The organism is Metabacillus flavus (genome assembly GCF_018283675.1).
GTDB lineage: Bacteria > Bacillota > Bacilli > Bacillales > Bacillaceae > Metabacillus_B > Metabacillus_B flavus.
On the sequence record NZ_JAGVRK010000001.1, the window covers coordinates 1530323 to 1555405 of the forward strand.

Annotated in this window: 24 protein-coding genes and 1 riboswitch; of the genes, 17 read left to right on the plus strand and 7 right to left on the minus strand. The window is 43.7% G+C overall.

Going from position 1 to position 25083, the window contains the following annotated elements; all coding sequences use genetic code 11:
* The first annotated feature begins 189 nt into the window (after nt 1-189).
* The 3 genes from lepB to J9317_RS07925 all read left to right on the plus strand — a co-directional run bounded on the left by lepB (nt 190) and on the right by J9317_RS07925 (nt 3486).
* Entirely contained in the window at nt 190-753 is a 564-nt protein-coding gene (gene lepB / locus J9317_RS07915) for a signal peptidase I (RefSeq protein WP_211557676.1), read from the plus strand.
* A gap of 139 nt (nt 754-892) precedes the next feature.
* Complete coding sequence (locus tag J9317_RS07920; RefSeq protein ID WP_211557677.1) at nt 893-1777, plus strand: DUF4349 domain-containing protein; 885 nt, start codon at nt 893-895, stop codon at nt 1775-1777.
* A gap of 86 nt (nt 1778-1863) precedes the next feature.
* Entirely contained in the window at nt 1864-3486 is a 1623-nt protein-coding gene (locus J9317_RS07925; protein WP_035413362.1) for an ABC-F family ATP-binding cassette domain-containing protein, read from the plus strand.
* Nucleotides 3487-3510: 24 nt separating this feature from the next.
* Here J9317_RS07925 and J9317_RS07930 read toward each other — a convergent pair whose 3' ends face one another.
* Nucleotides 3511-3768, minus strand: coding sequence for a DUF2651 family protein (locus tag J9317_RS07930; RefSeq protein ID WP_211557678.1), 258 nt, complete (start codon nt 3766-3768; stop codon nt 3511-3513).
* Between the two features lie 119 nt (nt 3769-3887).
* Here J9317_RS07930 and J9317_RS07935 point away from each other — a divergent pair, with 119 nt between their 5' ends.
* Nucleotides 3888-4919 carry a zinc-binding alcohol dehydrogenase family protein gene (locus J9317_RS07935; protein WP_211562209.1) on the plus strand — a complete coding sequence of 344 codons (1032 nt, stop codon included), beginning with the start codon at nt 3888-3890 and terminating at the stop codon, nt 4917-4919.
* A 16-nt stretch (nt 4920-4935) separates the two neighbouring features.
* On the opposite strand, the gene J9317_RS07940 is transcribed toward J9317_RS07935, so the two are convergent.
* The gene (locus J9317_RS07940) at nt 4936-5814 is read right to left on the minus strand and encodes a glycine betaine ABC transporter substrate-binding protein (protein WP_249292063.1); all 879 of its coding nucleotides are present in this window, start codon (nt 5812-5814) and stop codon (nt 4936-4938) included.
* 222 nt (nt 5815-6036) lie between these two features.
* Between J9317_RS07940 and J9317_RS07945 the strand changes: the two genes are divergently transcribed.
* On the plus strand, nt 6037-7239 hold the full coding sequence (locus tag J9317_RS07945) for a quaternary amine ABC transporter ATP-binding protein (RefSeq protein WP_211557679.1): 1203 nt from the start codon (nt 6037-6039) through the stop codon (nt 7237-7239).
* Between the two features lie 25 nt (nt 7240-7264).
* The gene (locus tag J9317_RS07950) at nt 7265-8062 is read left to right on the plus strand and encodes an ABC transporter permease (RefSeq protein ID WP_211562213.1); all 798 of its coding nucleotides are present in this window, start codon (nt 7265-7267) and stop codon (nt 8060-8062) included.
* A gap of 43 nt (nt 8063-8105) precedes the next feature.
* Here the strand turns inward: J9317_RS07950 and J9317_RS07955 are convergent, their stop codons facing one another.
* Nucleotides 8106-9020: a CobW family GTP-binding protein gene (locus tag J9317_RS07955; protein ID WP_211557680.1), complete on the minus strand. Its 915-nt coding sequence runs from the start codon at nt 9018-9020 to the stop codon at nt 8106-8108.
* A gap of 158 nt (nt 9021-9178) precedes the next feature.
* Here J9317_RS07955 and J9317_RS07960 point away from each other — a divergent pair, with 158 nt between their 5' ends.
* Together J9317_RS07960 and J9317_RS07965 are read left to right on the plus strand one after the other, a co-directional pair.
* Nucleotides 9179-9931 (plus strand): PHP domain-containing protein, encoded by a 753-nt coding sequence (locus J9317_RS07960; protein WP_211557681.1) that lies wholly within the window; start codon nt 9179-9181, stop codon nt 9929-9931.
* Between the two features lie 64 nt (nt 9932-9995).
* Nucleotides 9996-10976, plus strand: a complete 981-nt coding sequence (locus J9317_RS07965) for an aldo/keto reductase (RefSeq protein WP_211557683.1) — start codon at nt 9996-9998, stop codon at nt 10974-10976.
* 287 nt (nt 10977-11263) lie between these two features.
* On the opposite strand, the gene J9317_RS07970 is transcribed toward J9317_RS07965, so the two are convergent.
* Nucleotides 11264-12496, minus strand: a complete 1233-nt coding sequence (locus tag J9317_RS07970; protein ID WP_211557685.1) for an aminopeptidase — start codon at nt 12494-12496, stop codon at nt 11264-11266.
* A gap of 157 nt (nt 12497-12653) precedes the next feature.
* Between J9317_RS07970 and J9317_RS07975 the strand changes: the two genes are divergently transcribed.
* Nucleotides 12654-13823 carry an acyl-CoA dehydrogenase family protein gene (locus J9317_RS07975; RefSeq protein WP_347880511.1) on the plus strand — a complete coding sequence of 390 codons (1170 nt, stop codon included), beginning with the start codon at nt 12654-12656 and terminating at the stop codon, nt 13821-13823.
* Between the two features lie 69 nt (nt 13824-13892).
* Nucleotides 13893-15455: a gluconokinase gene (gene gntK / locus J9317_RS07980; protein WP_211557690.1), complete on the plus strand. Its 1563-nt coding sequence runs from the start codon at nt 13893-13895 to the stop codon at nt 15453-15455.
* Nucleotides 15456-15560: 105 nt separating this feature from the next.
* Here gntK and J9317_RS07985 read toward each other — a convergent pair whose 3' ends face one another.
* Nucleotides 15561-16103 (minus strand): GNAT family N-acetyltransferase, encoded by a 543-nt coding sequence (locus tag J9317_RS07985; RefSeq protein ID WP_211557691.1) that lies wholly within the window; start codon nt 16101-16103, stop codon nt 15561-15563.
* A 114-nt stretch (nt 16104-16217) separates the two neighbouring features.
* On the opposite strand from J9317_RS07985, the gene J9317_RS07990 reads away from it, so the two are divergent.
* Nucleotides 16218-17087 (plus strand): GNAT family N-acetyltransferase, encoded by an 870-nt coding sequence (locus tag J9317_RS07990; protein WP_211557692.1) that lies wholly within the window; start codon nt 16218-16220, stop codon nt 17085-17087.
* Between the two features lie 34 nt (nt 17088-17121).
* On the opposite strand, the gene J9317_RS07995 is transcribed toward J9317_RS07990, so the two are convergent.
* Entirely contained in the window at nt 17122-17673 is a 552-nt protein-coding gene (locus J9317_RS07995; protein ID WP_211557696.1) for a hypothetical protein, read from the minus strand.
* An 85-nt stretch (nt 17674-17758) separates the two neighbouring features.
* Here J9317_RS07995 and J9317_RS08000 point away from each other — a divergent pair, with 85 nt between their 5' ends.
* The 3 genes from J9317_RS08000 to J9317_RS08010 all read left to right on the plus strand — a co-directional run bounded on the left by J9317_RS08000 (nt 17759) and on the right by J9317_RS08010 (nt 21478).
* Nucleotides 17759-18352 (plus strand): TetR/AcrR family transcriptional regulator, encoded by a 594-nt coding sequence (locus tag J9317_RS08000; RefSeq protein ID WP_211557697.1) that lies wholly within the window; start codon nt 17759-17761, stop codon nt 18350-18352.
* A gap of 265 nt (nt 18353-18617) precedes the next feature.
* Nucleotides 18618-20324, plus strand: a complete 1707-nt coding sequence (gene abc-f / locus J9317_RS08005) for a ribosomal protection-like ABC-F family protein (protein ID WP_211557698.1) — start codon at nt 18618-18620, stop codon at nt 20322-20324.
* A gap of 71 nt (nt 20325-20395) precedes the next feature.
* Entirely contained in the window at nt 20396-21478 is a 1083-nt protein-coding gene (locus tag J9317_RS08010) for a DUF1349 domain-containing protein (RefSeq protein ID WP_211557701.1), read from the plus strand.
* 57 nt (nt 21479-21535) lie between these two features.
* On the opposite strand, the gene J9317_RS20585 is transcribed toward J9317_RS08010, so the two are convergent.
* Entirely contained in the window at nt 21536-21667 is a 132-nt protein-coding gene (locus tag J9317_RS20585; RefSeq protein ID WP_249292065.1) for a protein YkpC, read from the minus strand.
* Nucleotides 21668-22012: 345 nt separating this feature from the next.
* On the opposite strand from J9317_RS20585, the gene J9317_RS08015 reads away from it, so the two are divergent.
* The 3 genes from J9317_RS08015 to J9317_RS08025 all read left to right on the plus strand — a co-directional run bounded on the left by J9317_RS08015 (nt 22013) and on the right by J9317_RS08025 (nt 25068).
* Nucleotides 22013-22630, plus strand: a complete 618-nt coding sequence (locus tag J9317_RS08015; RefSeq protein ID WP_211557703.1) for an NUDIX hydrolase — start codon at nt 22013-22015, stop codon at nt 22628-22630.
* A gap of 104 nt (nt 22631-22734) precedes the next feature.
* A riboswitch (cobalamin riboswitch) is annotated at nt 22735-22922 on the plus strand.
* A 183-nt stretch (nt 22923-23105) separates the two neighbouring features.
* Nucleotides 23106-24077, plus strand: coding sequence for an ABC transporter substrate-binding protein (locus tag J9317_RS08020; protein WP_211557705.1), 972 nt, complete (start codon nt 23106-23108; stop codon nt 24075-24077).
* Nucleotides 24040-25068: a FecCD family ABC transporter permease gene (locus J9317_RS08025; protein ID WP_211557707.1), complete on the plus strand. Its 1029-nt coding sequence runs from the start codon at nt 24040-24042 to the stop codon at nt 25066-25068. The genes J9317_RS08020 and J9317_RS08025 overlap by 38 nt, the downstream gene beginning before the upstream one ends.
* The last annotated feature ends 15 nt before the right edge of the window (nt 25069-25083 follow it).

Consider the following 25083-nt stretch of genomic DNA (forward strand, 5'->3'; position numbering starts at 1 on the left):
TTGAAATGAAGCGGCAGGCACTAAGCTTCGATTGCTTGCAGAGAGCCCAGTCATCCTGGTTATATATTTAATTGACAGGGTTATAGCAGACCGATAAACTTGAGTTAATTTGAAGCTTATGTGATAAAATAGGGAAGCATATGCTATTTTACAGCAACTTTAGGAGCAGTACATAGAGGAGGAACACCTGTGTCGGATAAGTCAGCCCCAAAAAAGAAAAAAAGTCCTGTGCTGGAGTGGATTATTGCCATTGCAGTTGCCGTGCTGCTTGCGGTAAGTATCCGAATCTTTATTTTCGAGCCCTACGTGGTAGATGGAGATTCCATGGATCCTACACTGAAAAATACTGAAAAGCTTTTCGTAAACAAGGCGATTCATTACATTGGAAAGTTTGACAGAGGAGACATCGTCATTATCAATGGAAAAGAAAATAAAGAGCACTATGTAAAAAGAATAATTGGGCTTCCAGGGGACACTGTTGAAGTGAAAAATGATGTTCTGTATGTGAATGGGAAAGAAGTAAAAGAGCCTTACTTAAACTCAAATCGTAAAGCTGCCCAGGCTTCAGGCCTTCAGCTCACCAACGATTTCCAGGAAGTAAAGGTCCCCGATGAAAAATATTTTGTTATGGGTGACAACCGTCTGGTCAGCATGGACAGCAGGACAGGTCTTGGCTTAATTGAAGCGGATCGAGTCATTGGAAAATCAGAGTTTGTCATGCTTCCTTTTAATAAAATTCGCGCAACAAATTAATAAAAGCAAGACAGCTGGCCGTTTACGGACCGGCTGTTTTTTTGTTTGGCGGCTTTAAAGGCTTTCAAGGAAGATCCTGGACAGTATTTTTTTATGTAACATTTATTACAGCACATCCGTCTGTTTACATAAATAGGAAGTGAGGCGATTTGATGAAAAAGGCGGCAGCTGCATTGATATTTTGTATGCTCTTACTGACTGGCTGTTTAGGGGGGAGAGTGAATCAAAAAAAGAAAGCAGTGATACAGCATCCCAAAGCTCTGCCGAAAGCGGAGGGAAAGCAGAAACGGAACAGGCGGCAAGTGATAATAAGGAGCAGGCTCTCCAGACGCCTTCGAACAGGAAAATCATTTACACAGCCGATATGGTTATCGAAGTGAAAGATTTTGATAAAGCCTATCAGAACATTCAGCATGAGGCTCAATCCGCTGGGGGATATGTGGTCAGTACAAGCTCCAATGTGAGCGGAGAAGAAAGCGGGCTGAATGAGGGGACGATGACCCTCCGTATTCCACAGGATAAATTCAGCGGGTTTTTAAGTTCTATGGAAAAGGGAGCATATAAGATTGTCCAAAAAAATATATCGGGCCAGGATGTAACAGAGGAATTTGTGGATTTAGAATCACGGCTTAAAGCAAAAGAAGCGGTCGAGGCACGTTTGCTGGAATTTATGAAGAAGGCGGAAAAAACAGGTGATCTCTTAGCCATTTCAAAGGATCTTTCAGCGGTTCAGCAAGAAATCGAACAGCTGAAAGGGAGAATGAAATATTTGCAGAACCAAACGGATCTATCAACCATAACCATTCAGCTGAGTGAAACCAAAGTCGTCGTTCCAGGAGTGAAAAATCAGGATTTAAATACGTGGGAGAAGACTCAAAAGCAATTTATGAACAGCGTGAATGCACTTCTTTATGCAGGTTCTGCACTCATTATATTTTTCGCGGGTAATTTGCTGGTATGGATTCTTTTACTTGCAGCGGGGTGGGCCGCGTATTACTTTTGGAGAAAGAGGCGTTCAGATTGAAGGAATAGACCGCTATTCCAATTGTCTACAGCTGCCTGATTCATGCTATAATGTAAAGGATGCTTATTAATTGGAGGATTTAGACTATGATTACCGTAAATAATGTCGGTTTGCGCTATGGTGACCGCAAACTGTTTGAAGATGTTAACATAAAATTTACCCCAGGCAACTGCTACGGCCTTATTGGAGCGAACGGAGCCGGAAAATCGACGTTTCTTAAAATTCTTTCCGGTGAGATTGAAGCTCAAAGCGGAGATGTCCACATGGGCCCGGGCGAACGTCTGGCCGTATTGAAGCAAAACCACTTTGAATATGAAGAGCACGAAGTATTAAAGGTTGTCATTATGGGGCATGAACGTCTGTATGCGGTCATGGAAGAAAAAGATGCCATCTACATGAAGGCAGATTTTTCTGATGAAGACGGTATGAAAGCTGCTGAGCTTGAAGGCGAATTTGCTGAGCTTAACGGGTGGGAAGCTGAGAGTGAAGCAGCCATATTACTTAAAGGTCTTGGAATTACAGAAGATCAGCATACAAAAACGATGGCTGAACTGACAGGCGGAGACAAGGTTAAAGTGCTTCTCGCTCAGGCTCTGTTCGGCAAGCCGGACGTTCTTCTTCTGGATGAGCCTACCAACCACTTGGATCTTAAAGCGATCAACTGGCTTGAAGAGTTCCTTATTAACTTTGAAAACACTGTAATCGTCGTATCCCATGACAGACACTTCCTTAATAAGGTTTGTACGCATATTGCAGATTTGGATTTCGGCAAAATTCAGCTTTATGTAGGAAACTATGATTTCTGGTATGAATCAAGCCAGCTTGCACAGCGTATGGCTTCTGATGCCAATAAGAAAAAAGAAGAAAAAATCAAAGAGCTTCAAGCGTTTGTCGCGCGATTCAGCGCCAATGCGTCCAAATCAAAACAAGCAACCTCACGTAAGAAATTGCTTGATAAAATTTCTCTTGATGACATTCGTCCTTCTTCAAGGAAGTATCCTTACGTTCACTTTACGCCTGAGCGTGAAATTGGGAACGATTTGCTTCGCGTTGAGGGCATTTCAAAAACGATCGATGGTGTAAAAGTGCTCGACAATATAAGTTTTATCATGAATAAAGATGATAAAATTGCATTCACCGGCGCAGATGAAGTAGCGAAAACGACGCTGTTTAAAATTCTGATGGGTGAAATGGAAGCGGACAGCGGAACATACAAATGGGGAGTGACAACGTCTCAATCATATTTCCCAAAAGACAACAACGAGTATTTCGATAACAATGATCAAAATCTTGTTGATTGGCTAAGACAGTACTCCCCAAATGATCAAAGTGAAAGCTTCCTTCGCGGCTTCCTTGGCAGAATGCTGTTTTCAGGAGAAGAAGTACTGAAGAAGTCCAGCGTTCTATCCGGAGGAGAGAAAGTCCGCTGCATGCTTTCAAAAATGATGCTTAGCGGGTCAAACGTACTGATTATGGATGAACCAACCAACCACTTGGATCTTGAATCGATTACTGCCTTGAACAACGGCATGATCAACTTTAAAGGCTCCATGCTGTTTGCATCCCATGACCACCAGTTCGTTCAAACGATTGCGAATCGCATCATCGAGCTTACACCAAACGGAATGATCGACAAACAAATGACTTATGATGAATTCCTTGAAAACGCAGAGATTCAAAAACAGCTGCAGGAAATGTATGCATCTTAATAATGAATAAAAAAGGAGAAAAGGCTAACGCCCTTTCTCCTTTTTATTTTTCTCATATAATTCTCGTCCAGTTTTTCCGAAATAGGATACTAGGATAGATAGAACCGTATAAACGGATACCCAAATCGTAAACGTACTGTTAAAAACCGTCATGGTTAATGCGATTAGTACAACAAGGCTAATTACAGGCATAACCCAAATTTTTCTGAAAAACCATGAACCGGCGAGAGACAAAATCATCACCGCAAATGGAAGGATATACAACACGAGTGCAAATTCCAACTGAACCGCTCCTTTCCAGCTCTCTTGATTATAAAAGAAAATGAAAGCACCTGAAAGTTTTTTTCTCTTATAGAAGGGGAACATACGAAGGAGAAAGGATGATGAAAATGAGCGAAAAGATGAAGGCTGTAGGGCTGCATCACTATTTGCCAATTGAGAAAGATGAGAGCTTAGTAGATGAAACAGTGAATAAACCTACGCCAGGGGAAAGAGACATACTGGTGAAAATCCGGGCTGTTTCTGTTAATCCAGTTGACACCAAAGTACGCGGACCAAAAGAAGGCGAAGAAGAGGAACTGAAAATATTAGGCTGGGACGCAGCGGGTGTTGTTGAAGAAACCGGATCTGGAGTGACGATGTTCAAACCGGGTGACGAAGTATACTATGCCGGTTCAATCGCGAGGCAGGGAACGAACAGTGAATATCACCTGGTTGATGAGAGAATTGCAGCCCTCAAACCGGATCGTTTAACCTTTGAACAGGCAGCAGCTATGCCTTTAACCGGCCTGACAGCTTGGGAAGGCATGTTTGAAAGACTTGGAATCAGTAAAGATGCCAATGAGAATGCATCTAAATCCATTCTTATCATTGGCGCTGCTGGCGGAGTAGGCTCGATTGCTGTCCAGCTCGCTAAATGGGCCGGTCTGCATGTCATTGGAACGGCATCAAGACCTGAAACTGAAAAATGGGCGAAGGAGCATGGCGCAGATGAGACAATCAGCCATTATGAGCCGTTCAAAGAACAGCTTGAAGAAAAAGGATTGGATCAGCCTGACTATATCTTTTGCTTAAACAGTACGGATAAACACTGGGAAGCGATGATGGAAGCGATCGCGCCGCAAGGGAAGATCTGTTCAATTGTTGAAACGGGCACTCCAATTAATATTAGTTTGCTTCAGCAGAAAAGCGTCACATTCGTCATGGAGTTTATGTTTACTAAATCCCTTTTCGGAACAAAGGATATGCAGACCCAGCATGAAATCTTGTCCGAATTGGCGAAGCTTTTTGACCAGCAAAAATTAACCTCAACCTTAACGGAAACCATCGAGCCCTTTAATGCTGCTAGTTTGAGAAAAGCACATGAGAAGCTCGAGTCGGGAAAAACAATCGGCAAGATCGTTGTATCGGGGTTTGACTCTCATAAAAAATAACCCTCCGCCAGGAGGGTTATTTTTCTTCAAACCAGCTGTCAGTAAGCTCGCGGTTTTTCTCGACCCACTTTTTCGCACCCTGTTCAGGATAATATCCTTCCTCGGATTCAGCAGCATCGTTCACATATTTAATCAGCTCGGACATTTGATCGTCGTTTAGCTCCCAATTATCCATCCATTTGATGATATCCGGGTGTTCTTTTGCAAAGCCTTTTCTAGTCATGTACTGAATGTTATCCGGTTTTCCGTAAGATCCTTTTGTATCCTCTAAATACTTAAGATCCAGATCTGAAAAGATCCAGTGCGGACTCCAAAGGGTTACAGCAATCGGCTTTTTGTTTTCGTAAGCCTTTTTAAGCTCTACAAGCATAGCAGCTTCAGACGATTCAACGATTGTATAATCAAGATCGTAGTCTTTTTTCATCTTATCTGTAAGCTGCATTAAACTTGATCCGGGATCAATTCCATATACTTTTCCGGAAAATTGATCCTTATTTTTGTTCAAATCATCAATTGTATTAATATCCTTCATATACGACGGGACGGCAAGGCCGAGCTTCGTACCTTTATACCATTTATCATGAAGGTCAACGTCGCCTTTATACTTTTCGTAAAAAGGTTTATCAGTAATGGGAAGCCATACGTTCCCCTGGATATCAATATCCCCCCGAGCTACTCCTGTCCAGTTGGCAGCTTTATCAAGCTCCATCATTTCAACGTCGTACCCTTTTTCTTCTAAAAGAACCTTCCAAAGATAGGCAGTTGAGATATTATCAATCCAGTTGATCATCCCGATTTTAATTTTCTTTTTGCTGTCCCCGAGCGGGTTGCTGCAAGAGGCAAGGACGAGGGTAAATAATAGGGTAATAATAGCGGCTGCTTTCCATCTTTTCAATATGTATGTCTCCCTTCACTCTTATGTAGGCTATACTTGTATTCCCTAAACAGTATTGAATAAAACGTTTTTTTACAAAAATAATATGTGAATATGTTTACATAGTGATGAAAAGGGTAAATGAAAGATACCCTCATTCATGAACTCATTTCTATTTTTTCCTGAAAGCATGAATCTTAACAGTCATTCACACAAACAATAGCAGTAGAAAGAGGTGGACGTATGGAAAATGTGAAAATCAAAGCCGAGAACGTTAGCAAAATCTTCGGTAAGAATCCTCAAAAAGGAATTGAACTCCTGAAAAAAGGAAAGACAAAATCAGAAATTCTAAAAGAAGCTGGTCTGACTGTCGGTGTGAAGGAAGCGAGCTTTGAAGTACATAGCGGTGAAATATTTGTGATTATGGGGCTTTCCGGAAGCGGGAAATCGACGCTTGTCCGTATGTTTAACAGGCTCATTGATCCAACCTCAGGATCACTCATGATTGATGGAAAAGACTTAGTGAAAATGAAGAATGAAGAACTGCGGGAAGTCAGAAGAAAAAAGATGAGCATGGTGTTTCAAAAGTTTGCTTTGTTCCCACATCGCAATGTATTGGAAAACGCCGCGTACGGTTTGGAAGTACAAGGTGTTTCCAAGCAGGAGCGGGAGTCAAAAGCTCAGCATTCCCTTGAATTAGTAGGCTTAAAAGGGTATGAGAACAGCTATCCCGGGGAACTTAGCGGAGGAATGCAGCAGCGTGTAGGACTTGCCAGGGCTCTTGCAAATGATCCGGACATTCTTCTCATGGATGAGGCGTTCAGCGCACTGGATCCTTTAATCAGAAAAGATATGCAGGATGAGCTAATCGAACTTCAGGAAAAGATGAAGAAAACGATTATTTTCATCACCCATGATCTTGATGAAGCATTAAGAATTGGAGACCGTATTGCCTTGATGAAGGACGGAGAAATCGTCCAAATCGGGACACCTGAGGATATCATGACGAATCCTGCTAACGAGTACGTTGAGAGGTTTGTTGAGGACGTAAATTTGGCGAAGGTGCTGACAGCCGAATCTGTTATGTCCCGTGCAGAAACTATTCAGGTGGACAGAGGACCTCGTGTAGCCCTTAAAATTATGCGTGATGCCGGTATGTCCAGTATTTATGCCGTGGATAAAAGAAAATCCTATATGGGTCTCGTAACCGCAGACGATATTTCTCAGGCTGTAAGGCTTGATCAGCCGATTTCATCCTATCTTCATACAAATGTCCCTGTCGTAAGACTGGATACAACGATTGAAGAGATGTACGAAAAGATAGCAGATACACGGTATCCGCTGCCGGTTCTTGATGAAGACAACCGAATCCGGGGCGTTGTGAAACGTGAACGGGTGATTCAGGCTTTGGCCGGGAGAGAGGTGAACACCATTGAACATTCCTAAACTCCCAATTGGTAAGTATGTCGATATGTTCGTGGAATTCTTAAATGATAAACTGTTAGGATTTTTTACCTGGATCGGCAATATCATCGAAACCTTTAATGATGTGCTCGTAAACTTGATGCTGCTTATACCAGCGGTCATTTTTGCAGTCATTGTAGCCGGTCTTGCCTACTGGGTAAGCAGAAAATGGGGTTTAACTATTTTCACCCTTATCGGATTGCTGCTCATCATCAATCTTGGCTACTGGGAGCAAACGATTGATACGCTTGCGCTTGTTTTGACGGCCGTTATAATATCGATTATTCTTGGAATACCGCTTGGGATTTGGTCTTCACAAAGTGACAGGGCTTCCGGAATTATATCTCCGGTGCTGGATTTTATGCAAACCATGCCTGCCTTTGTATACTTGATTCCTTCCATCCTTTTCTTCGGAATTGGGGTTGTTCCGGGAATTATCGCTTCTGTTATTTTCGCTATGCCTCCGACCATTCGTTTGACGAACCTTGGTATCAGACAGGTTCCGGAAGATCTTGTAGAGGCGGCAAACGCTTTTGGATCGACCACGTCCCAAAAGCTGTTTAAAGTTCAGCTGCCGCTTGCGATGGGAACGATCATGGCAGGTATTAATCAAAGCATCATGCTTGCTCTGTCCATGGTTGTTATCGCTTCACTCGTCGGAGCGCCAGGGCTTGGGGTGGAAGTATACAGAGCCGTTCAGCGTATTGAAGTAGGGCTTGGATTTGAATCAGGCCTTGCCATCGTCATTCTTGCCATTATCCTAGACCGGATTACACAAAATCTAAAACCTGGAAACAGGAGATAAAAGAGCAAAGAAAGCCGGCTGCCCTTGGGCAAGCCGGCTTTTCCTATTTTGTGATCTCTTCCATTTTGCTGCGAATCCAGCTGTGATCCAAATCCTCGCCAATAAACACGAGCAATGGCTTCATTTTAACAGGTTCCTTCATATACATGGGCATTCCGTACGAATACTGCACAGAAAAACAGCCATCGGTATCAGCAAAGGAAACGTAGCCTTTTATCCGGTAAATCGTGTCCGGCATGTCTCTTAAAAACTGCTCAAACCCTCCAAGATCTACAGTCCCTGTAAACTTATGCACGTATGTTTTCATATGAAGCTGTTCATTGATGCCGGACTTTAGCACAGCCCCTTTAGGGGAGGCAGTGAGCTTTCGGATATCCTCTAATTTGACGCGGGCATGGGCAGTCATCAGGACTTTCCCCTTGGCCTGTATCTCCTGTATCTCCCGGACAACCTCACCCTGCTCCGTTTCGGTCAGCAAGTCGGTCTTATTTAAAAGGACAAGGTCGGCATGCTTGATCTGTTCATGGAGCAGTCTTCTTACGGGGATGCTCAGACGATCCTGGTCCTGCCATCTTGAGCCATCCGCAAGAGAGATAATCCCCCTTACTAGAAGCTTGTCTGCAAAGAGAGGGGATAGACAGGAATCCAATACTTCTACGGGATGAGCCGCACCTGTTGTTTCTATGTAGATTACATCAAGTTCATTTTCTGCCAGCAGAGCATGCAATTGAGCTTCAAATTGCCCCTGCATTGTACAGCAAACACATCCATTCAACAGCTCTTTTAGAGGGATATCTTCTGAAACCGCACTGCTGTCGATTGATTCTTTTCCAAGCTCATTCATAACAACAGCCACTTTCCTGCCGGCTGCCTTTTCCTCTTGCAATAGATTTTTGAGGAGAGTTGTTTTTCCGGCTCCTAAAAATCCGCCTAATATATATATTTCCGTTTGTTCCATGATTTTCTCCATTTCTGATTGTTTCTCTCATCTTACTGAAAGGCCAGGTGCACCGTCAATGAAAAAAGGCGGCTGCACCGTTAAAACAGCCGGTCCGAAAAGTATCGTTTTCGATTATAGTAGTAGTAGTAGAATGAATGGATAAGAGAGGAATCTTTGTGAAAATTGACTTCCATGTGCATGCAAAATTAGGAAAGAAAGTGCCTTTCTCATTAAAGGAATTTACAAAAATGGTGGAAGAAGCAAAATGGAACGGACTTGATGCCATTGCATTGACTGAGCATTTTAATGCAATGGATTATGTGCAAATCTATCAAACACTGGACCGCCACTATCCGTATCAGAGTACCTATTATGATGTGGCTGGAATTAAAGTATTCCCGGGAATGGAAGTAGACATTGCGGAAGGCGGGCATATTCTTTTAATTGGATCGAGATCAGACATCATCAGAATGACCAAACGGCTTGAACGGTATAAAAACAAGGATAACTATATGCCATTTGACCAGCTCATGTCATTTCACGGAATGGAAAACATGCTTAAAATTGGCGCGCATCCCTTTAGAGAAAAAAATCCGCTTACCGCTCTCTCCGAAAGTCAGCTTGCTAAATTGGATGCGTTTGAATGGAATGCAAAGGATGCAGCAAAACAGGGAATAGGTTTAAGGCCAAAGCTTGAAAAAATGGCTGCCGTCCACGGAAAAACTTTGACAGCTGGAAGCGATACCCATCACTACAGCCAGATTGGCGCGGTTTATAATCACTTTAATGAACCGTTTCAAACCGTGAAACAGCTGAAAGAGAAATTAGCGAATGCTGAGTTTGAGGTTCGAAAGTCTCCATTTCTTCCAGTGAAAATCCAGGCGGCAAAGGTTTTGAAAAAAAAATACAAAGACGGCAGAAAAGGATGAGAGTCTGTAATGCAAGAAGGCTCTCATCCGCACCTGCATAAAAATGAGAAAAGAGCTGATACATATGAGTGCAATCCCTTATCGAAAACTTGGCAATTCGAATCTATCCATTTCTCCGCTTGGTCTCGGATGCTGGCAGTTCAGCAAAGGAAGCGGTCTGGTAGGGAAATATTGGTCTGTTATGGACCAAAAGGATATTAACGAAATTATACGGGTGAGCCTGGCAGGAGGCATTAACTGGTTTGACACGGCTGAGGCATATGGAAAAGGAAAATCGGAAGAAGCATTGGCAGAAGCTTTGATTGAGCTTGGGGATCAAGCCGAAGGAGCCTTAATTGCGACTAAATGGTGGCCGTTATTTCGGACAGCTTCTTCACTAACCGGTACAATCGACCAGCGCTTGAAGCATTTGAAGGGCAGAGCAATCGATCTTTACCAGATCCATCAGCCATTTTCCTTTTCCGGCATTACCGAACAAATGATTAAAATGGCCAAGCTTCTTGATGATGGGAAAATCAAAACAGCTGGTGTCAGCAATTTCAATGCTGCACAAATGTCTAAAGCAGCAGGTGTGATGCATGACCAAGGCCATTTCATTGTCTCCAATCAGGTTAAATACAGCCTGCTCGACCGCAGGATAGAGCGGAACGGTGTTATGGATGCGGCAAAAAATCTGGGGATTACAATTATTGCCTACTCTCCGCTGGAACAGGGCATTTTAAGCGGAAAGTTTCATAAAAATCCGGAGCTCCTGAAACAGCTTAAGGGACCAAGAAAACATTTATCGGGATTTAAGAAAAACGGATTAATGCGTACGAAGCCGCTGATTGACCTGCTCGAAAAATATGCAATGGAATATGAGGTAAAACCAAGTCAAATCGCTTTGAACTGGCTTATCCGCTTTCATGGGGAAACGGTTGCGGCCATTCCAGGTGCATCAAAAGTAAGACATGCAGAAGAAAATATTGGTGCGATGAAATTTGCGTTAACCCAAAACCATATGGATGAGCTGGACCGTGTTTCAAAGGAAGTAGCGGGATATTAAAAAGGCCTGTCTGAAAAGGCGCATTAACTTAAACAGGGAGACGCATTCTAAGCGTCTCCCTGTTTAAGTTTGAAGTCTGAGTCAGGCTGATTGAAGCGGAAGGACGACACTCCAGCGGGAGCAGCGGGACAGGTGAGACCCCGCAGGCTCTTGCGCAGGAGGCTCACCGCCCGCCCCCGGATGAGGGAGTCCTGTAGCGGAAATCAGCCTAAGCAAATCTAGATTATATAGCAAGTGGGACTCTACGATATTCTATGGGCAGCCCCTTTTATATGATCGCTAAAGAATTAAAACGCCCAATCGCCGTTTCTGAATACGGGCTCCCGAGTACCATCTTCTAATATTCCATCAATATCCATATCCTGTGAGCCAATCATGAAATCAACATGCGTCATGCTGCTGTTGACTCCATGCTTAGCAAGCTCTTCGCGGTCCATTTTCTTTCCGCCTTCAATATTAAAGGCATAGCCGCTGCCGATTGCCAAATGGTTCGATGCATTTTCGTCAAACAATGTATTGTAAAATAAAACGCCGGACTTGGAGATAGGTGAATCGTAAGGCACAAGAGCCACTTCTCCAAGGTACTGGGACCCTTCATCCGTTTCAATCAGAGTTTGCAGGATTTCTTCGCCGGCTTTTGCTTCAGCTTTCGTGATCTTACCGTTTTTAAAGGTAATCTGAAATTCATTAATCAGATTTCCGCCATAGCTTAAAGGCTTGGTGCTTGAAACTACGCCATTTACTCCGGTTTTAAGGGGTACTGTGAAAACTTCTTCAGTTGGCATATTTGCCATAAAAGGAGTGCCTTGCTCATTTTCACTTCCTGCTCCGACCCATTGGTGTTTTTCGTGCAGTTCAATCGTTAAATCAGTCCCTTTTGCTGTATAGTGTAGGGCCTTATACTTTTTGCCATTCAGATAATCAACTTTCTTATGTAAGGAAGCATTATGCTCTTTCCAGGCCTGAACCGGGTTCTCCTCATATACTCTTACTGATTTGAAGATAGCATCCCAGAGCTTTTCAACCGCTTCATTTTCTTCAGAATCAGGAAACACCTTTAATGCCCAGTCTTTAGAAGGTGCTGCGATGACAGTCCAGCTCATTTTATCAGATTGAACGTATTGGCGATAGCGATCAAGCGCTTTGCCGGCTGCTTTATTTGCAGCGGCTATTCTTTTGGTATCTACCCCTTTAAGAAGATCTGGATTTGCTGATACGATGCTCATAAATGCAGCATTGTTTTCAGCGAGCTCTTCGCGTTCCTTTGCCCTGTGCATAGGATATTCATTAAATACTTCGTCTGGAGCCATATCATATTTGAGTCTTGCAACCGTATCATCCATCCAGTCAACGATGACATTTTTTGCTCCGGCTTCGTATGCTTTTTTTACAACTAAGCGAGTAAACTCGGCTGTGTCGATGGCTGCATATACGGCAAGTGTTTGCCCTTTTTGAATATTGACGCCGACTTTAACGGCTAAATCTGCATACTTCTCTAAGTTCTGCTGAAAGTTAGACATAGAAATGCCCCCTTATATTCTTATTCTCCATTATTTTAGCAGACTTATGCGAATCTTCAAACGAAATAGTCATAGAGCGTTAAACCAATCGGATTACTTTAAGAATAGAGCTCTCAAGAGTTACAATAGAAAAAGACTAGTAGCAGAGGTGACGAAGGTGAGATTTCTTGAAACGCAATTTATCCGGAATGAAGCTGAGAAGCAGCTTTTCATAAAAGCAAAAAACCTGTCGGAAAAATTCTTTGAACGTGCTGAAAAGCATGACCGCGAAGCTACCTTCCCATTTGACAACTTTGCTGATTTGAAAGAAGAGGGCTTTTTGTCATTGACTATACCAAAGTCACATGGAGGTCAGGGAATATCGCTGTATACGTTCCTGCTTTTGCAGGAAAAGCTTGCTGAAGGAGATGCAGCAACGGCTTTGTCAGCAGGCTGGCATCTTGGACTCTTCCTCAGCCTCAGAGAAACAGGTAAATGGGATCCTGAACTATTTAAAAAAATAACCCGTGAAGTCATTGAGTCCGGTAAGCTTGTGAACAGTGCGGCAAGTGAGTCTAAGACCGGCAGTCCAGCACGCGGCGGCAAGCCTGAAACTGCTGCCGTAAAAAAAGGGGAGAAGTGGCTGATCAGCGGCAGAAAAATTTTCGCCTCGCTTGCCCCTATTTTGGACTATTTCATTGTGACAGCTACAATTGAAGAAACAGGAGATATCGGTGAATTTCTAGTCCCGAGGGAAGCGGCAGGCGTTCGTATTGAAGAAACATGGGACACAATGGGAATGAGGGGCACGCGAAGCGATGATTTGATTCTTGATGGAGTTTTGCTGGATGCTTCTGCATTAATTGCAAATCGAAGCAAGCCTGCTAAACCGATGGCCCAAGGGTGGCTGCTGCATATTCCTGCATGCTACTTGGGCATCGCTATTGCAGCCCGCAATGAGGCTGTCCGTTTTGCCCGGAATTATCATCCGAACAGCCTCCCCCATCCGATTATGGATGTGCCGGAGGTCAGAAGAAAAGTGGCGGAAATGGATATTAAACTGCTGACCGCGAGGCAGCTGATGTACGCGACAGCTGAAAAGTGGGATACCAAACCCGATGAGCGTTCAGAGCTCCAAACCGAGCTAGCCGCAGCCAAATATACTGCGACTAATATCGCCATCGAAGTCGTGGACCTTGCCATGAGAATAGAAGGAGGCCAAAGTCTTTTCAGGAACAAACCGCTCGAACGATTTTATCGGGATGTCAGGGCAGGGCTTCATAATCCTCCTTCAGACGATATCACGGTTAAGATTATGGCGGACAGAGCCTTTTCTGAAGAAGAATAAGGTTTCGAATGAGCGGAAATTAGTGTAACGTAAAGATAGATGCTTAAAGAGTTTCTGGAGGTTGTGCAGATGAAAGAATATATGATGGGTGTAGATATTGGAACGACAAGTACAAAGGCTGTTCTTTTTGACCGGAACTGTGCTGTAATCTCAAAGCATAATTCAGGATACCCGCTTTACACGGAAGCTCCGGGTGAAGCAGAGCAGAGTCCGGAAGAGATTTTCTCAGCCGTCGTGAGTGCAATCCGGGAAACCATCAAGGAAGCGGGAGTTTCAAGAGAGGAAATCGGCTTTGTCAGCTTCAGCTCGGCCATGCACAGTCTGATTGCCGTGGATGCAAGCGGAAAACCGCTGACACGGAGTATTACATGGGCAGATCAGCGCAGCGAGGCATGGACCAAAAAGCTAAAGAAAGAATGGGGCGGACATGAAATTTATCTCCGTACGGGTACCCCCATTCATCCGATGTCCCCGCTATCCAAAATTATTTGGCTGCGGGAAGACCATCCAGAAATTTTCAGTAAAACAGCTAAATTCATTTCCATCAAAGAATACGTTTTTTTCCGCCTTTTCGGTGAATACATAATCGATCATTCAATCGCTTCTGCTACAGGCCTGTTTAACCTTGAAAAGAAGGACTGGGATAGCGGGGCGATGGAAATCGCCGGAATCACAGAGGATCAGCTCTCAAAACTCGTTCCAACCACCTTTCAGATACGGGGACTTCGTTCTGAAACAGCTGCTGAAATGGGGCTGCCTGCAGCTATTCCATTCATTGCAGGCGCAAGTGACGGCGTACTGTCCAACTTAGGTGTTAATGCCATCGATCCTGGTGTCGTTGCTCTCACAATCGGTACAAGCGGGGCAATCCGGGCTGTGACAGACCGTCCGGTTACGGATCCAAAGGGGCGGATCTTTTGCTATGCGCTGACAGAAGAGCGCTGGGTCATTGGCGGTCCTGTGAACAATGGAGGAATGATTTTCCAATGGATGAAAGATGAACTTTGCCAATCTGAAGCAGAAACTGCAGAAAGACTGGGGCAGGACCCGTATACGTATTTGACAGATATCGCAGCAAAAATCAGGCCGGGAGCAGAAGGACTGATTTTCCATCCGTATTTGGCAGGGGAACGGGCGCCGATTTGGAATGCTCATGCAAGAGGAGCTTTTTTCGGCCTTGGGCTTCACCATAAAAAAGAACACATGATCAGGGCTGTTCTTGAAGGAATCAATTACAACCTTTATACGGTCCTGCTTGCACTGAAAGAACTGATTGGTATACCGGAAAAAATTCACGCAACAGGAGGCTTCGCTCAATCTGAATTTTGGCGCCAAATGCTCGCTGATGTGCTGGATCAGGAGGTTCTCATTCCAGAGAGTTATGAAAGCTCTTGCCTTGGCGCAGTCATTCTCGGCATGTATGGTCTTGGGGAAATTGACAGTTTAACGGATGCAAAACGGTTCGTCAGCTCCAACATCCGACTGCTTCCAAATAAGGAAACATCGGAAGTGTACCAGGAAATCATCCCGATCTACATTCGTTTAGCCCGCTTGTACGAAACAGAATTTGAAGAAATTTCGGCCTTCCAAACGAAATATGGAAAGAAGGAATTGCCGGAAAGCGCGAAGTAAGGAAAGCCGGTCTGCAGGTGAAAATGCAGGCCGGCTTTTTCATTTGTTGAATTTTATCTATATAACGCCAATGCATGAATAGCGAGTTGATTTTAAAAGCCGCCGTTATTTAATTAATCTGCTTTCACCGCTGATGGAACGAACTTCTTCCCACTCGTGCCTTAATATCGCCATTTCATATATACTCCAGAATGTATCTTTCATTTTGCGGGAGTCTTTGAAATGGCCTTCAATTGAAAAACCTGCTTTTTTATAGCAAGCAATTGCTTCATTGTTAAAATCAAATACGCCAAGAGTAACCCGGTGAACATTCAACTCAAGAAAAGCAAAATTCAGCGCTTGCTGAACAAGAGCAAAACCATAGCCTTTTCCTCTCAAGTCCGGATTAATCAGGACGCGGCTGATGCGGCAGGATTCATTTTTCAAATCGATCTTTGATAGACAGATATGACCAGCTGCAGCACCTGACTTTTCCTCTACGGCTTTAAACACCCTCTGATCAGTTCCATGCACATATCCTTCAATCTGTTCAAACGTGAGGGGAAATAAAAATTCCGGCCCGCCCCACTGCATCAGGAATTCTGCAGATGGAATCCATTCAATCAGTTCAGCGGCATCCCCCATAGTAAACGGTTCTAAACGAATCATATAGAATCCTCCTTTCACAATAAGGAAGTTATTCGTCTTTTTAAGCAGATTTCCTTTATTTTTGAAGGAAATCCAATATTCGTATAGAATCAATAAGGAATCGAGGTGACCATGATGATTGATATTCAAGCATACTATGATATTGATTTTTTCAAAAAAGCAGCATTACCCTTCCTGGAAACACAGGAGATTGAAAACAACGTTGCTCTGGGCATCCTGCTGGACAAACAATCCTCCAGCCTGCAGCCAATTCATATGAGCATGATCCGCAAAGACGGGGAACCAATTGTGGTCCTTCTTCAAACTCATCCAAAACAAGTGCTCGTCGCGGCAAAATCGAATTTAGAGGAAGAAGACATTTTGCTTGCCGGGAAGAGAATTGCCCAGGTATACCGATCTGTTCCAGGGCTCCTTGGAGAAAAACGGATAACCGAAATTCTGGCTAAAAGAATTGCCGGCCTAACCGGAAAATCAGCCCGGCTTTTCATGAATCAGCGTTTACATAAGCTTGACCGTGTTGAAAAACCGGCCGCGGCAAGCACCGGTAGGATGATGCTTCTGACCGCCGAACACCGCCCGTTAATCAGCCAGTGGGTTTTTGACTTTTGTGAAGAAGTAGGGGAGCATGCTTCCATGTTTGAAGCCGATGAAAAAGCAGACGAATTGATCCGAAAGAAAAGTTTATACGGCTGGGTTACGGAAGGCAGCATTGTATCGATGGCTAATTGGTCCCGCCCGACGAAAACAAATGTAAACATTAACTATGTATACACACCTCCCGTCCATCGGAAGAAGGGGTATGCAACAGACTGTGTGACGGTCCTTACCGAACAAATGCTCAATAGCGGATATGAGACAACCAGTCTTTTTACGGATTTAACGAATTCAACATCCAACAAGATCTACAGGGAAATTGGCTATAAGCCGGTTCAGGATGTAGTGAAAATCTTATTTGAGCAAAGACCGAAAAAACCAGCAGAGTGAGCTCTGCTGGTTTTTTGCAAATTCATATATTGTGCTAGCTGGAATACTCTGATTCCTTTCCTTTTCTTGGCCGCAGCGTATAACTGAAGCTGTAAACAAAATCTGCTGCTAAAATTAGAGACCAGTAGCGAATGGCGTTTAAAAGTTCAGCCGTTCTGGAACCATCCCCAATCATTTCAATCATTCCAATCAGCAGACAGCAGCCAATCGTCCATGCTAACAGGTGACGGTACCACCCTTTGCGTTCATTTTTAGCATGCTCTTTGCCAAGCTTCGCAGGTTTCACCGGTGTCGGACCGCCGGCATAACGGTGAGCGAAGCGGACGTCCGCCCATTGAATCATTTTATGTCCGAAAGCAATTGTAGAGCCAATATAAATGGCTGCAATTGCGTGTACAAATTCAGCTTCTTTGCCAGAGCTTAAATCAATAACAGCCGCAGCAATTAAAATCAGATCGATGATAGGTGTACATAGGAGCAATACTGCGCCTGTTTTTTTCATTCGAAGCACGTACCGTGCACCCAATCCCGCAAGTACAAAAACCCAAAATCCAATTTCACAGCCTACAATCAGCCAGCCAATCATGAACCATTCTCCTTTTTAGTACAACTGTGTTAAAAACAAATTAACACAATTGTATTAAAAAAGCAATATGTGATAGACTTGAACTATGCCTAAATTTGTAGATCATGAAAAACAAAAAGAAAAAATAGCCGAAGCAGTATGGAGAATTGTTGCAAGAGATGGAATGGAGCAGGTTTCAGTCCGGAATGTGGCAGAAGAAGCCGGTTTTTCACCAGGGTCGATGCGGCATTATTTTTCCACTCAATCAGAATTGATCGTGTTTACGATGAAATTTATATCGGATAAAATCCGGAAAAGAGCAGAAGGAGCTGTATTCACAGGTGACCATATGGAAGATATGGCGATGCTGCTGGAAGAAGCCCTTCCGCTGAACGATGAAAGAAGAATGGAAACGGAGGTGTGGTTTGCGTTTATCGCAAAAGCTTTTACTGACCGGGAGCTGGCTCCGCTTAGCGCTGAATTATATGATGAATTAAAAAGAGGAGTTACAATGATCATTACAGGGCTAATTAATTTAGGAATGGCAAAAGAAAACCTGGATCCAGAAATAGAAATTGAGCGTCTATTTGCTTTAATTGACGGATTAGCCATTCATGGTGTTATCAGACCGTATGAGAGCAGTCCTGAAAAAATGAGCAGAGTCGTGCGCCATCATCTGCAATCTCTCTGTAAATGTTGATTGACAGTTAACGCAAGATTTGAATATACTAAATGTACTATTTGCAGAAGGGAATGAATTTGGGCCAATGAAGCTGTAATCTTATTTTCTGACGTTTCTTTAATAAAAAGGAACCAAAAGAGAGTAGGATTCGTGCGCCCATTTTTCATTCTAAAGCCGTCAAAAGCAATTTTGGCATAGGCTTTTTTTGAATACGGCATTCGTCATCCTCTTCAGGTTCCTGAGAGGTTTTTTTGTATTCAAAAAAGAGTGGGATGTGAAGCGTATGCTATTGATGAAAATAAGAAATGTGAAAAAAAGCTTTGGTGACCGGGATATATTAACAGGGATAAATTTAGATATTGCTTTGGGCGACAGAATTGGTCTTGCCGGATACAACGGTACGGGAAAAACAACTTTTGCAAAACTTCTTGCGGGTATCCTCTCTATGGATGAAGGCTATATAGATGTGTTCGGGAAAAAAGTGAAAATCGGTTATCTGCAGCAATCTGTCGATTATACGGATGATAGCTTAAAAGTTCAGCATCATTCTAAGGAATGGCTGAAATCCGCTAAAATGCTGGGGATTGGCTCACTGGAAGATCATCGTGAAAGAAGGCATTTAAGCGGCGGTGAAAAATTAAAGGTCGCATTGACCAATGTGCTTCAAGGGAATCCGGATTTGCTTATCCTGGATGAACCGACGAATCATATGGATCTGCGTGGAATCAAATGGCTCACGTCAGAACTGCAGCGATTTAGCGGGACGGTACTGATCATTTCTCATGATCGTTATTTTCTTGATCAAACTGTAACGAGAATTGAAGAGCTCCACGATGGAAAACTCATTTCCTATGAAGGAAACTACTCTGATTACAGGAAAGAGAAGCAGCGCAGGTTCGAGATCCAGGAAAGGGATTATGAAAAGCAGCAGCGGTATAAGAAACGGATTGAAGGCCAGATGGAGAACTTAAAGAGCTGGTCCGAGAAAGCTCACAGGGATTCCACCAAGAGCAAGACGAATGAGAAGCTTCCTATGGGCTATAAAGAAACTCAAAGAGTGAAAGCAAAGAAAATGGACATCCAAATTCGTTCTAAAATGAAACGGCTGAATGCCGAAATGGAAAAAAATAAAGTGGAAAAGCCTAAAGAAGATACGAGCGTTTATTTTGACTTTAACGCCTCTCAAAAAAGGGGAAAACGGATTCTTGAAGCCACCAATGCGGCCAAAGCATTTGGCTCGAGAACGTTGTTTCACCAAAGTCACTTTTATATGAAACATGGAGAAAAAGCAGCACTGCTTGGACCGAATGGAAGCGGGAAAACGACTTTTTTAAACATTTTATTAGGAAAAGAGGAGCTCTCCGAAGGCGAAATATGGTTCAGCCATTCTCTTAAAATCGGCTATCTGAGCCAGGAGGTAGAGGACTTAAATGTAAATTTGACTCCAATCCAAGCGCTCGGTTTAACTGATCGGGATACAAAAAGCAGAGCGATGGACATTAGTGCCCATCTGGGATTATCAGAAATGATGGACCGCAAAATTGAAGAGCTTAGCCTTGGACAAAGAACAAGGGTGAAATTAATCGGGCTGCTTTTGCAGGAGCTCGATATGCTCATTTTAGACGAACCTACTAATCACCTGGATCTTCCATCAAGAGAGCAGCTGGAGGAAACCCTTAGTCTGTTTTCAGGGACATTGCTCATTGTCTCCCACGATTACTACTTTTTGGAGAAGCTGGCTGATAGTATGCTGGTCATAGAAGAAGATCAGGTAATTCGCAAATATGGAATGACTTTAAAAGAATGGGAGAAAAAAGATTCTGTAACCGAACCTAAGGATGATAAGGAAAAGCTTCTTATTCTTGAGACCGAACTTTCTGCCGTACTGGGGAAGTTAAGCCTGCTGCAGCCCGGAGATCCGGAGTATACAGAGCTCGATAATAGCTTTAAGCAGCTTATGAGCAGAAAAAAAGAACTAAACAATGGGTAAAGTAAGACATTGATTGAGCCTAATGGTACAATCGATTCAATAAGCATGTCCGAAAATAGTGGGGGCTGAATATGGAAACAATTGTCGAACGGGTGATGGGAATTTTGCCGAATCAAAAACCGGTGATCATAGGGGTCAGCGGAACGAACGGATCAGGATTTGAGACACAAGCCCGGGCACTTCAAGGGGAACTGGTTAAACAGGGGATTCTCGTCCATTTAGAGGAATTAATGGAGGAGCCAGTGGATATTGATCCTGAAAATCCGGCCAAAAGCTGGTACGAACAATCCATGCCGGATCATAAAGCAAATATGGCTATTGAGAACGCAAAGCTTCACCGGGAGCTGGATATCGTCATTGTAAGCGGTGCATTTTTGCTAAAAAATACACTTGATCATTTATATGATACGTCTATCTGGATTGACTGCACAAAGCAAACAGCGAGGGAACGGGAGTACGCAGACGGACAGGTGAACATCGAATGGAAATTCGGTGCCCAGCGAATTCACGAAATCATTGATGAGCCAAAACAAAAAGCCAATCTTATCATCCAGAATGATCCTCGGCTTGAACAGGGTCCCAGAGTTATTCAAGAGGGATTCCATGGAGGGAAATGGCTGAATGAGCCTTCTTCCTGGATGGAAAGGAGCGGATCGCTGACAGTGGAGACGGACCGCCTGACAGACTTTTGGCAAAGAACACATTACGGTTTCAGCAATGATAATGGACATTTTTATTATTTTCAAACCGATCTCGATTTCATGATGACGGTTACTGTAAAAGGAGAACCAATCCATCAATTTGATCAAGCGGGCTTAATGATTCGTGTGGATGAAGACAATTGGCTGAAAACGTCTCTTGAACATGAAGTGAATCAGCATCCAAAGCTTGGAGCAGTGGCAACAAATTTCGGATACAGCGACTGGTCCACTCAGGAAACGGATGAAGCTATTCAAGAACTCACCTACAGAGTAACCAGGACTGGGAATGATTATAAAATCGATGTGCTGCTTAAAGGAAATTGGCAGCAGCTTAGAGTAACAAGACTGCATCATGATGAAAAAAAAGTAATGTGCGGGATCTATTGCTGCAGTCCGATTGAAAAAGGCTTTCATGCAGAATTCAGCAGCTTCAGGCTTGTTGAGTTATTTTAAAGGAAAAGGGCAGTTCGGGAACAGCTTCCCGGCTGCTCTTTTTATTTGAGAACCGATCTACGGGCGGACGATTAAATTTTCTTCCCGCTGATCTCCGTCCGGCAAATTGGCAAACGATACACTCATTCCGCCCAGGATAATCCCTGCCAGCACCAGACTAATCACAATTCTTCTGCCCATATCTCTCATCTCTGCAACCCTCCGCTCATTAAATAAAAAATCCTTCCCCACTATAAAGCGGGGACAAGCTGTTTGGAAAGGGATAAATCTCTTCTTTTTGAAAAATGGGGAAATATACCTGTACCGAGCTGAAATTATGTCCCATAAGAAGGCGGTAAATCGATCTTCTAAAAATTACCTATCGAGAGAAATGGTTAGAGGGGAACGGTTTTTTGGTTCATATAACCGTCGTGGCCATTGGTAATGCATTCTTTTAAAGGTATTCCGCTAAGCCCTTCATCAAAAGCCGTGTCTATGCATGTCATCCTTTCATAGGATACAATGCAAATAGAGCATAGGGATAGGAGGAGAATCATGGAGCCTAAGTGGGTAACGTGGGCGAAGGAGATTCAGTCTCTGTCACAGGCAGGTCTTGCTTATTCAAAGGATCAATTTGATATTGAGCGGTTTGAGCGTCTGCGGGAGCTGAGTCAGGAAATAATGGCTGAATATACAGAAGTGCCGATGGAAAAGCTTCCAGAATTGTTCGCAAACGAAACAGGGTATCAGACGCCTAAAGTGGATGTTAGAGCGGTTGTTTTCAGAGACAACAAGATACTGCTCGTTCGGGAGATGATGGATGGACGCTGGTCGCTGCCTGGAGGATGGGCGGATATCGGGGTAAGTCCGTCGGAAAATGCAGTTAAGGAGGCATTTGAGGAGTCTGGGTTAGAAGTTAAGCCAGTAAGGCTGATTGCGGTGATGGACAAGAAGTGCCATCCTCATCCGCCTGGAGCCTATCATATCTATAAGCTTTTCTTTTTGTGTGAAGAAATAGGGGGCAAGCTCGCAACTGGTTTTGAGACACTGGATGCAGGTTTTTTCGGACTGGATGAACTTCCTGAGCTTTCTGTTGGCAGAATTACAGAAAGCCAGATTAGGATTTTGTTTGAATATGGCTGGGATGCAGGAAAACAGGTGTACTTTGATTAACGACTGTGAAAAGCAGCTGCCTGCTGCTTTTTCTCATTTACAAGCAAAAGAAAGCGACTGACATTAGGCTGAAGGTTGTGTATAATACTTCGTGTACGAAACATTCATATCGATAAGGTGTAGGTGCTGATTTCTTTTTCGTCAGCTTAAAAGGGAAGCCGGTTAAACTCCGGCGCGGTCCCGCCACTGTAAATGGGAGTGACCTGCTTAATCCACTGTGCGGCTTTGCATGGGAAGGAGCGGGGAGCGATGATCATGAGCCAGGAGACCTGCCTCACACCTCGTCACCGCATACCTACGAGGATAGGATGGTGTTACCGTTGACAGGAAAGTCTCTTATTGGCTTATGCAGTCTACATAACATGAACCGTCATCTCCTTTTGCCAGGGAGGTGTTTTTTGTTTTTCGGGAAATTCAGCCAGGCTTGAGCTGGTGATGGCAATGAAATTGAAGAATGATTACGGGGGATAAAAAAATGAATAAGTTCTTATCAGCTTTAACAGCCCTGCTTTTGACAGCGGGTGTCTTAGGGGGCTGTGCATCTGATTCTGCAGCGCCTGAGAAAACAAAGGGACAGCAGGCATCACAGGAAGAAAAGGCAGAGTTTCCAGTTAAAATAAAAGATGCTTCCAATTCAGAAGTGACAATTGAAGAGAAGCCAAAAGAAATTGTTTCTCTAATTCCAAGCAACACGGAAATCGTTTTTTCTATGGGTTTAGGAGATAAAGTTGTTGGCGTAACCGATAACGATAATTACCCGGAAGAAGCTCTTAAGAAAGAAAAAGTTGGAGGAATGGATATTAATGTTGAGAAAATTATTGGCCTCCAGCCTGATTTGGTGCTGGCGCATGAATCAGGGGCGCATAATTCCGCTGATGGACTGAAACAGCTGAAGGATGCAGGAATTGATGTAGTGGTGGTCAATGAGGCACAAAGTTTCGAAGAGGTCTATGAGTCTATGGAAATGATTGGGAAGGCAACTGGAGAAGTTGAGAAGTCTGAGAAAATGATTGATGGAATGAAAAAGGATCTTGCCAATATCGAAGAAAAAGCAGCGAGCATCCCGGATGATCGAAGAAAAAGTGTATTCGTAGAGGTTTCTCCTTCACCGGAGATTTATACAGCAGGCAAAGACACATTCCTTAATGACATATTAACCACGGTCGGAGCTAAAAATGCGGCGGCAGCACTAAGCGGATGGCCAAAAATGACGGAAGAAGCAATTGTTAAATTGAATCCAGATGCCATTGTGACGACCTATGGCTATTATAGTCCGGATCCCATTAAACAGGTGATGAGCCGGAAAGGCTGGGAGAGTGTTGCCGCTATTAAAAATAAAGCAGTTTTTGACGTGCATTCGGATAAAGTTACAAGACCGGGTCCGCGTTTAATTGAAGGAGTAGAGGAACTTGCACACTCAATCTATCCGGACGTTTTTACAAAATAACCGTACCTTTCAATATGCTTTGGCGATCCTTTTTTTAGCGGTCGCCTTTTTAGCTGCCGTTTCTATTGGAACGGCAGCTATTTCTCCAGCTGAAATTGTTTCTGTTCTATTAGGCGGAAATGCGGTTTCTGAGGCAAATGAAAATATATTAATGTCGATTCGTATTCCGCGTGTTCTCCTCGCAGGCCTTGTAGGCGCGGCACTTGCTTTATCCGGCGCCGCCTTCCAGGGGCTGCTGAGAAATCCGTTAGCAGACCCATATACACTAGGCGTTTCTTCAGGTGCATCTCTCGGAGCTGTTAGTGTGATTTATTTTGGATTCCAGGCGTTCGGCAGCTTTTCACTCCCTATCGTCAGCATTGCTTCCGGATTCCTGACAATGTTTGGGGTTCTGGGATTTGCTTATCTTGCTCAGAGAAGAACGTCGATGGAGACGATGATCTTAGCAGGAATTATTTTCAACTCCTTTTTAGGTTCTTTTATCTCCCTGATCATCGCTTTAAGCGGAGAGGAGCTCAGGCAGGTAATGAACTGGCTTCTTGGAAGTGTGTCTATGAGAGGCTGGCCTTACATTTATATGATTCTGCCGTTTACAGCCGCAGGTGCATTCCTGCTCTTTATGCACAGCAGAGAATTAAATGCATTTGCCTTCGGAGAGGAACGGGCACGCCATATTGGAGTAAATGTGAGACGCAAACAGCTTATTATCATCATTTCAGCTTCGATGCTGACTGGCTCTGCGGTTGCGGTATCCGGAACAATCGGTTTTGTCGGACTAGTTATTCCTCATATGACGAGGCTCCTGTGCGGAAGTGATCATCGCCATCTGCTTCCTTTATCGATGATATTCGGAGCTGGATTTCTGATTTTGGCTGATTTGCTGGCAAGGACGGTGATTTCACCGGTAGAGCTACCTATTGGCATCATTACCGCTATTATCGGAGCCCCTGTTTTTGCCGTTATTCTGGCAGCCAAGAAAAGAAGGACATAGGAAAGGAGGCTGGAT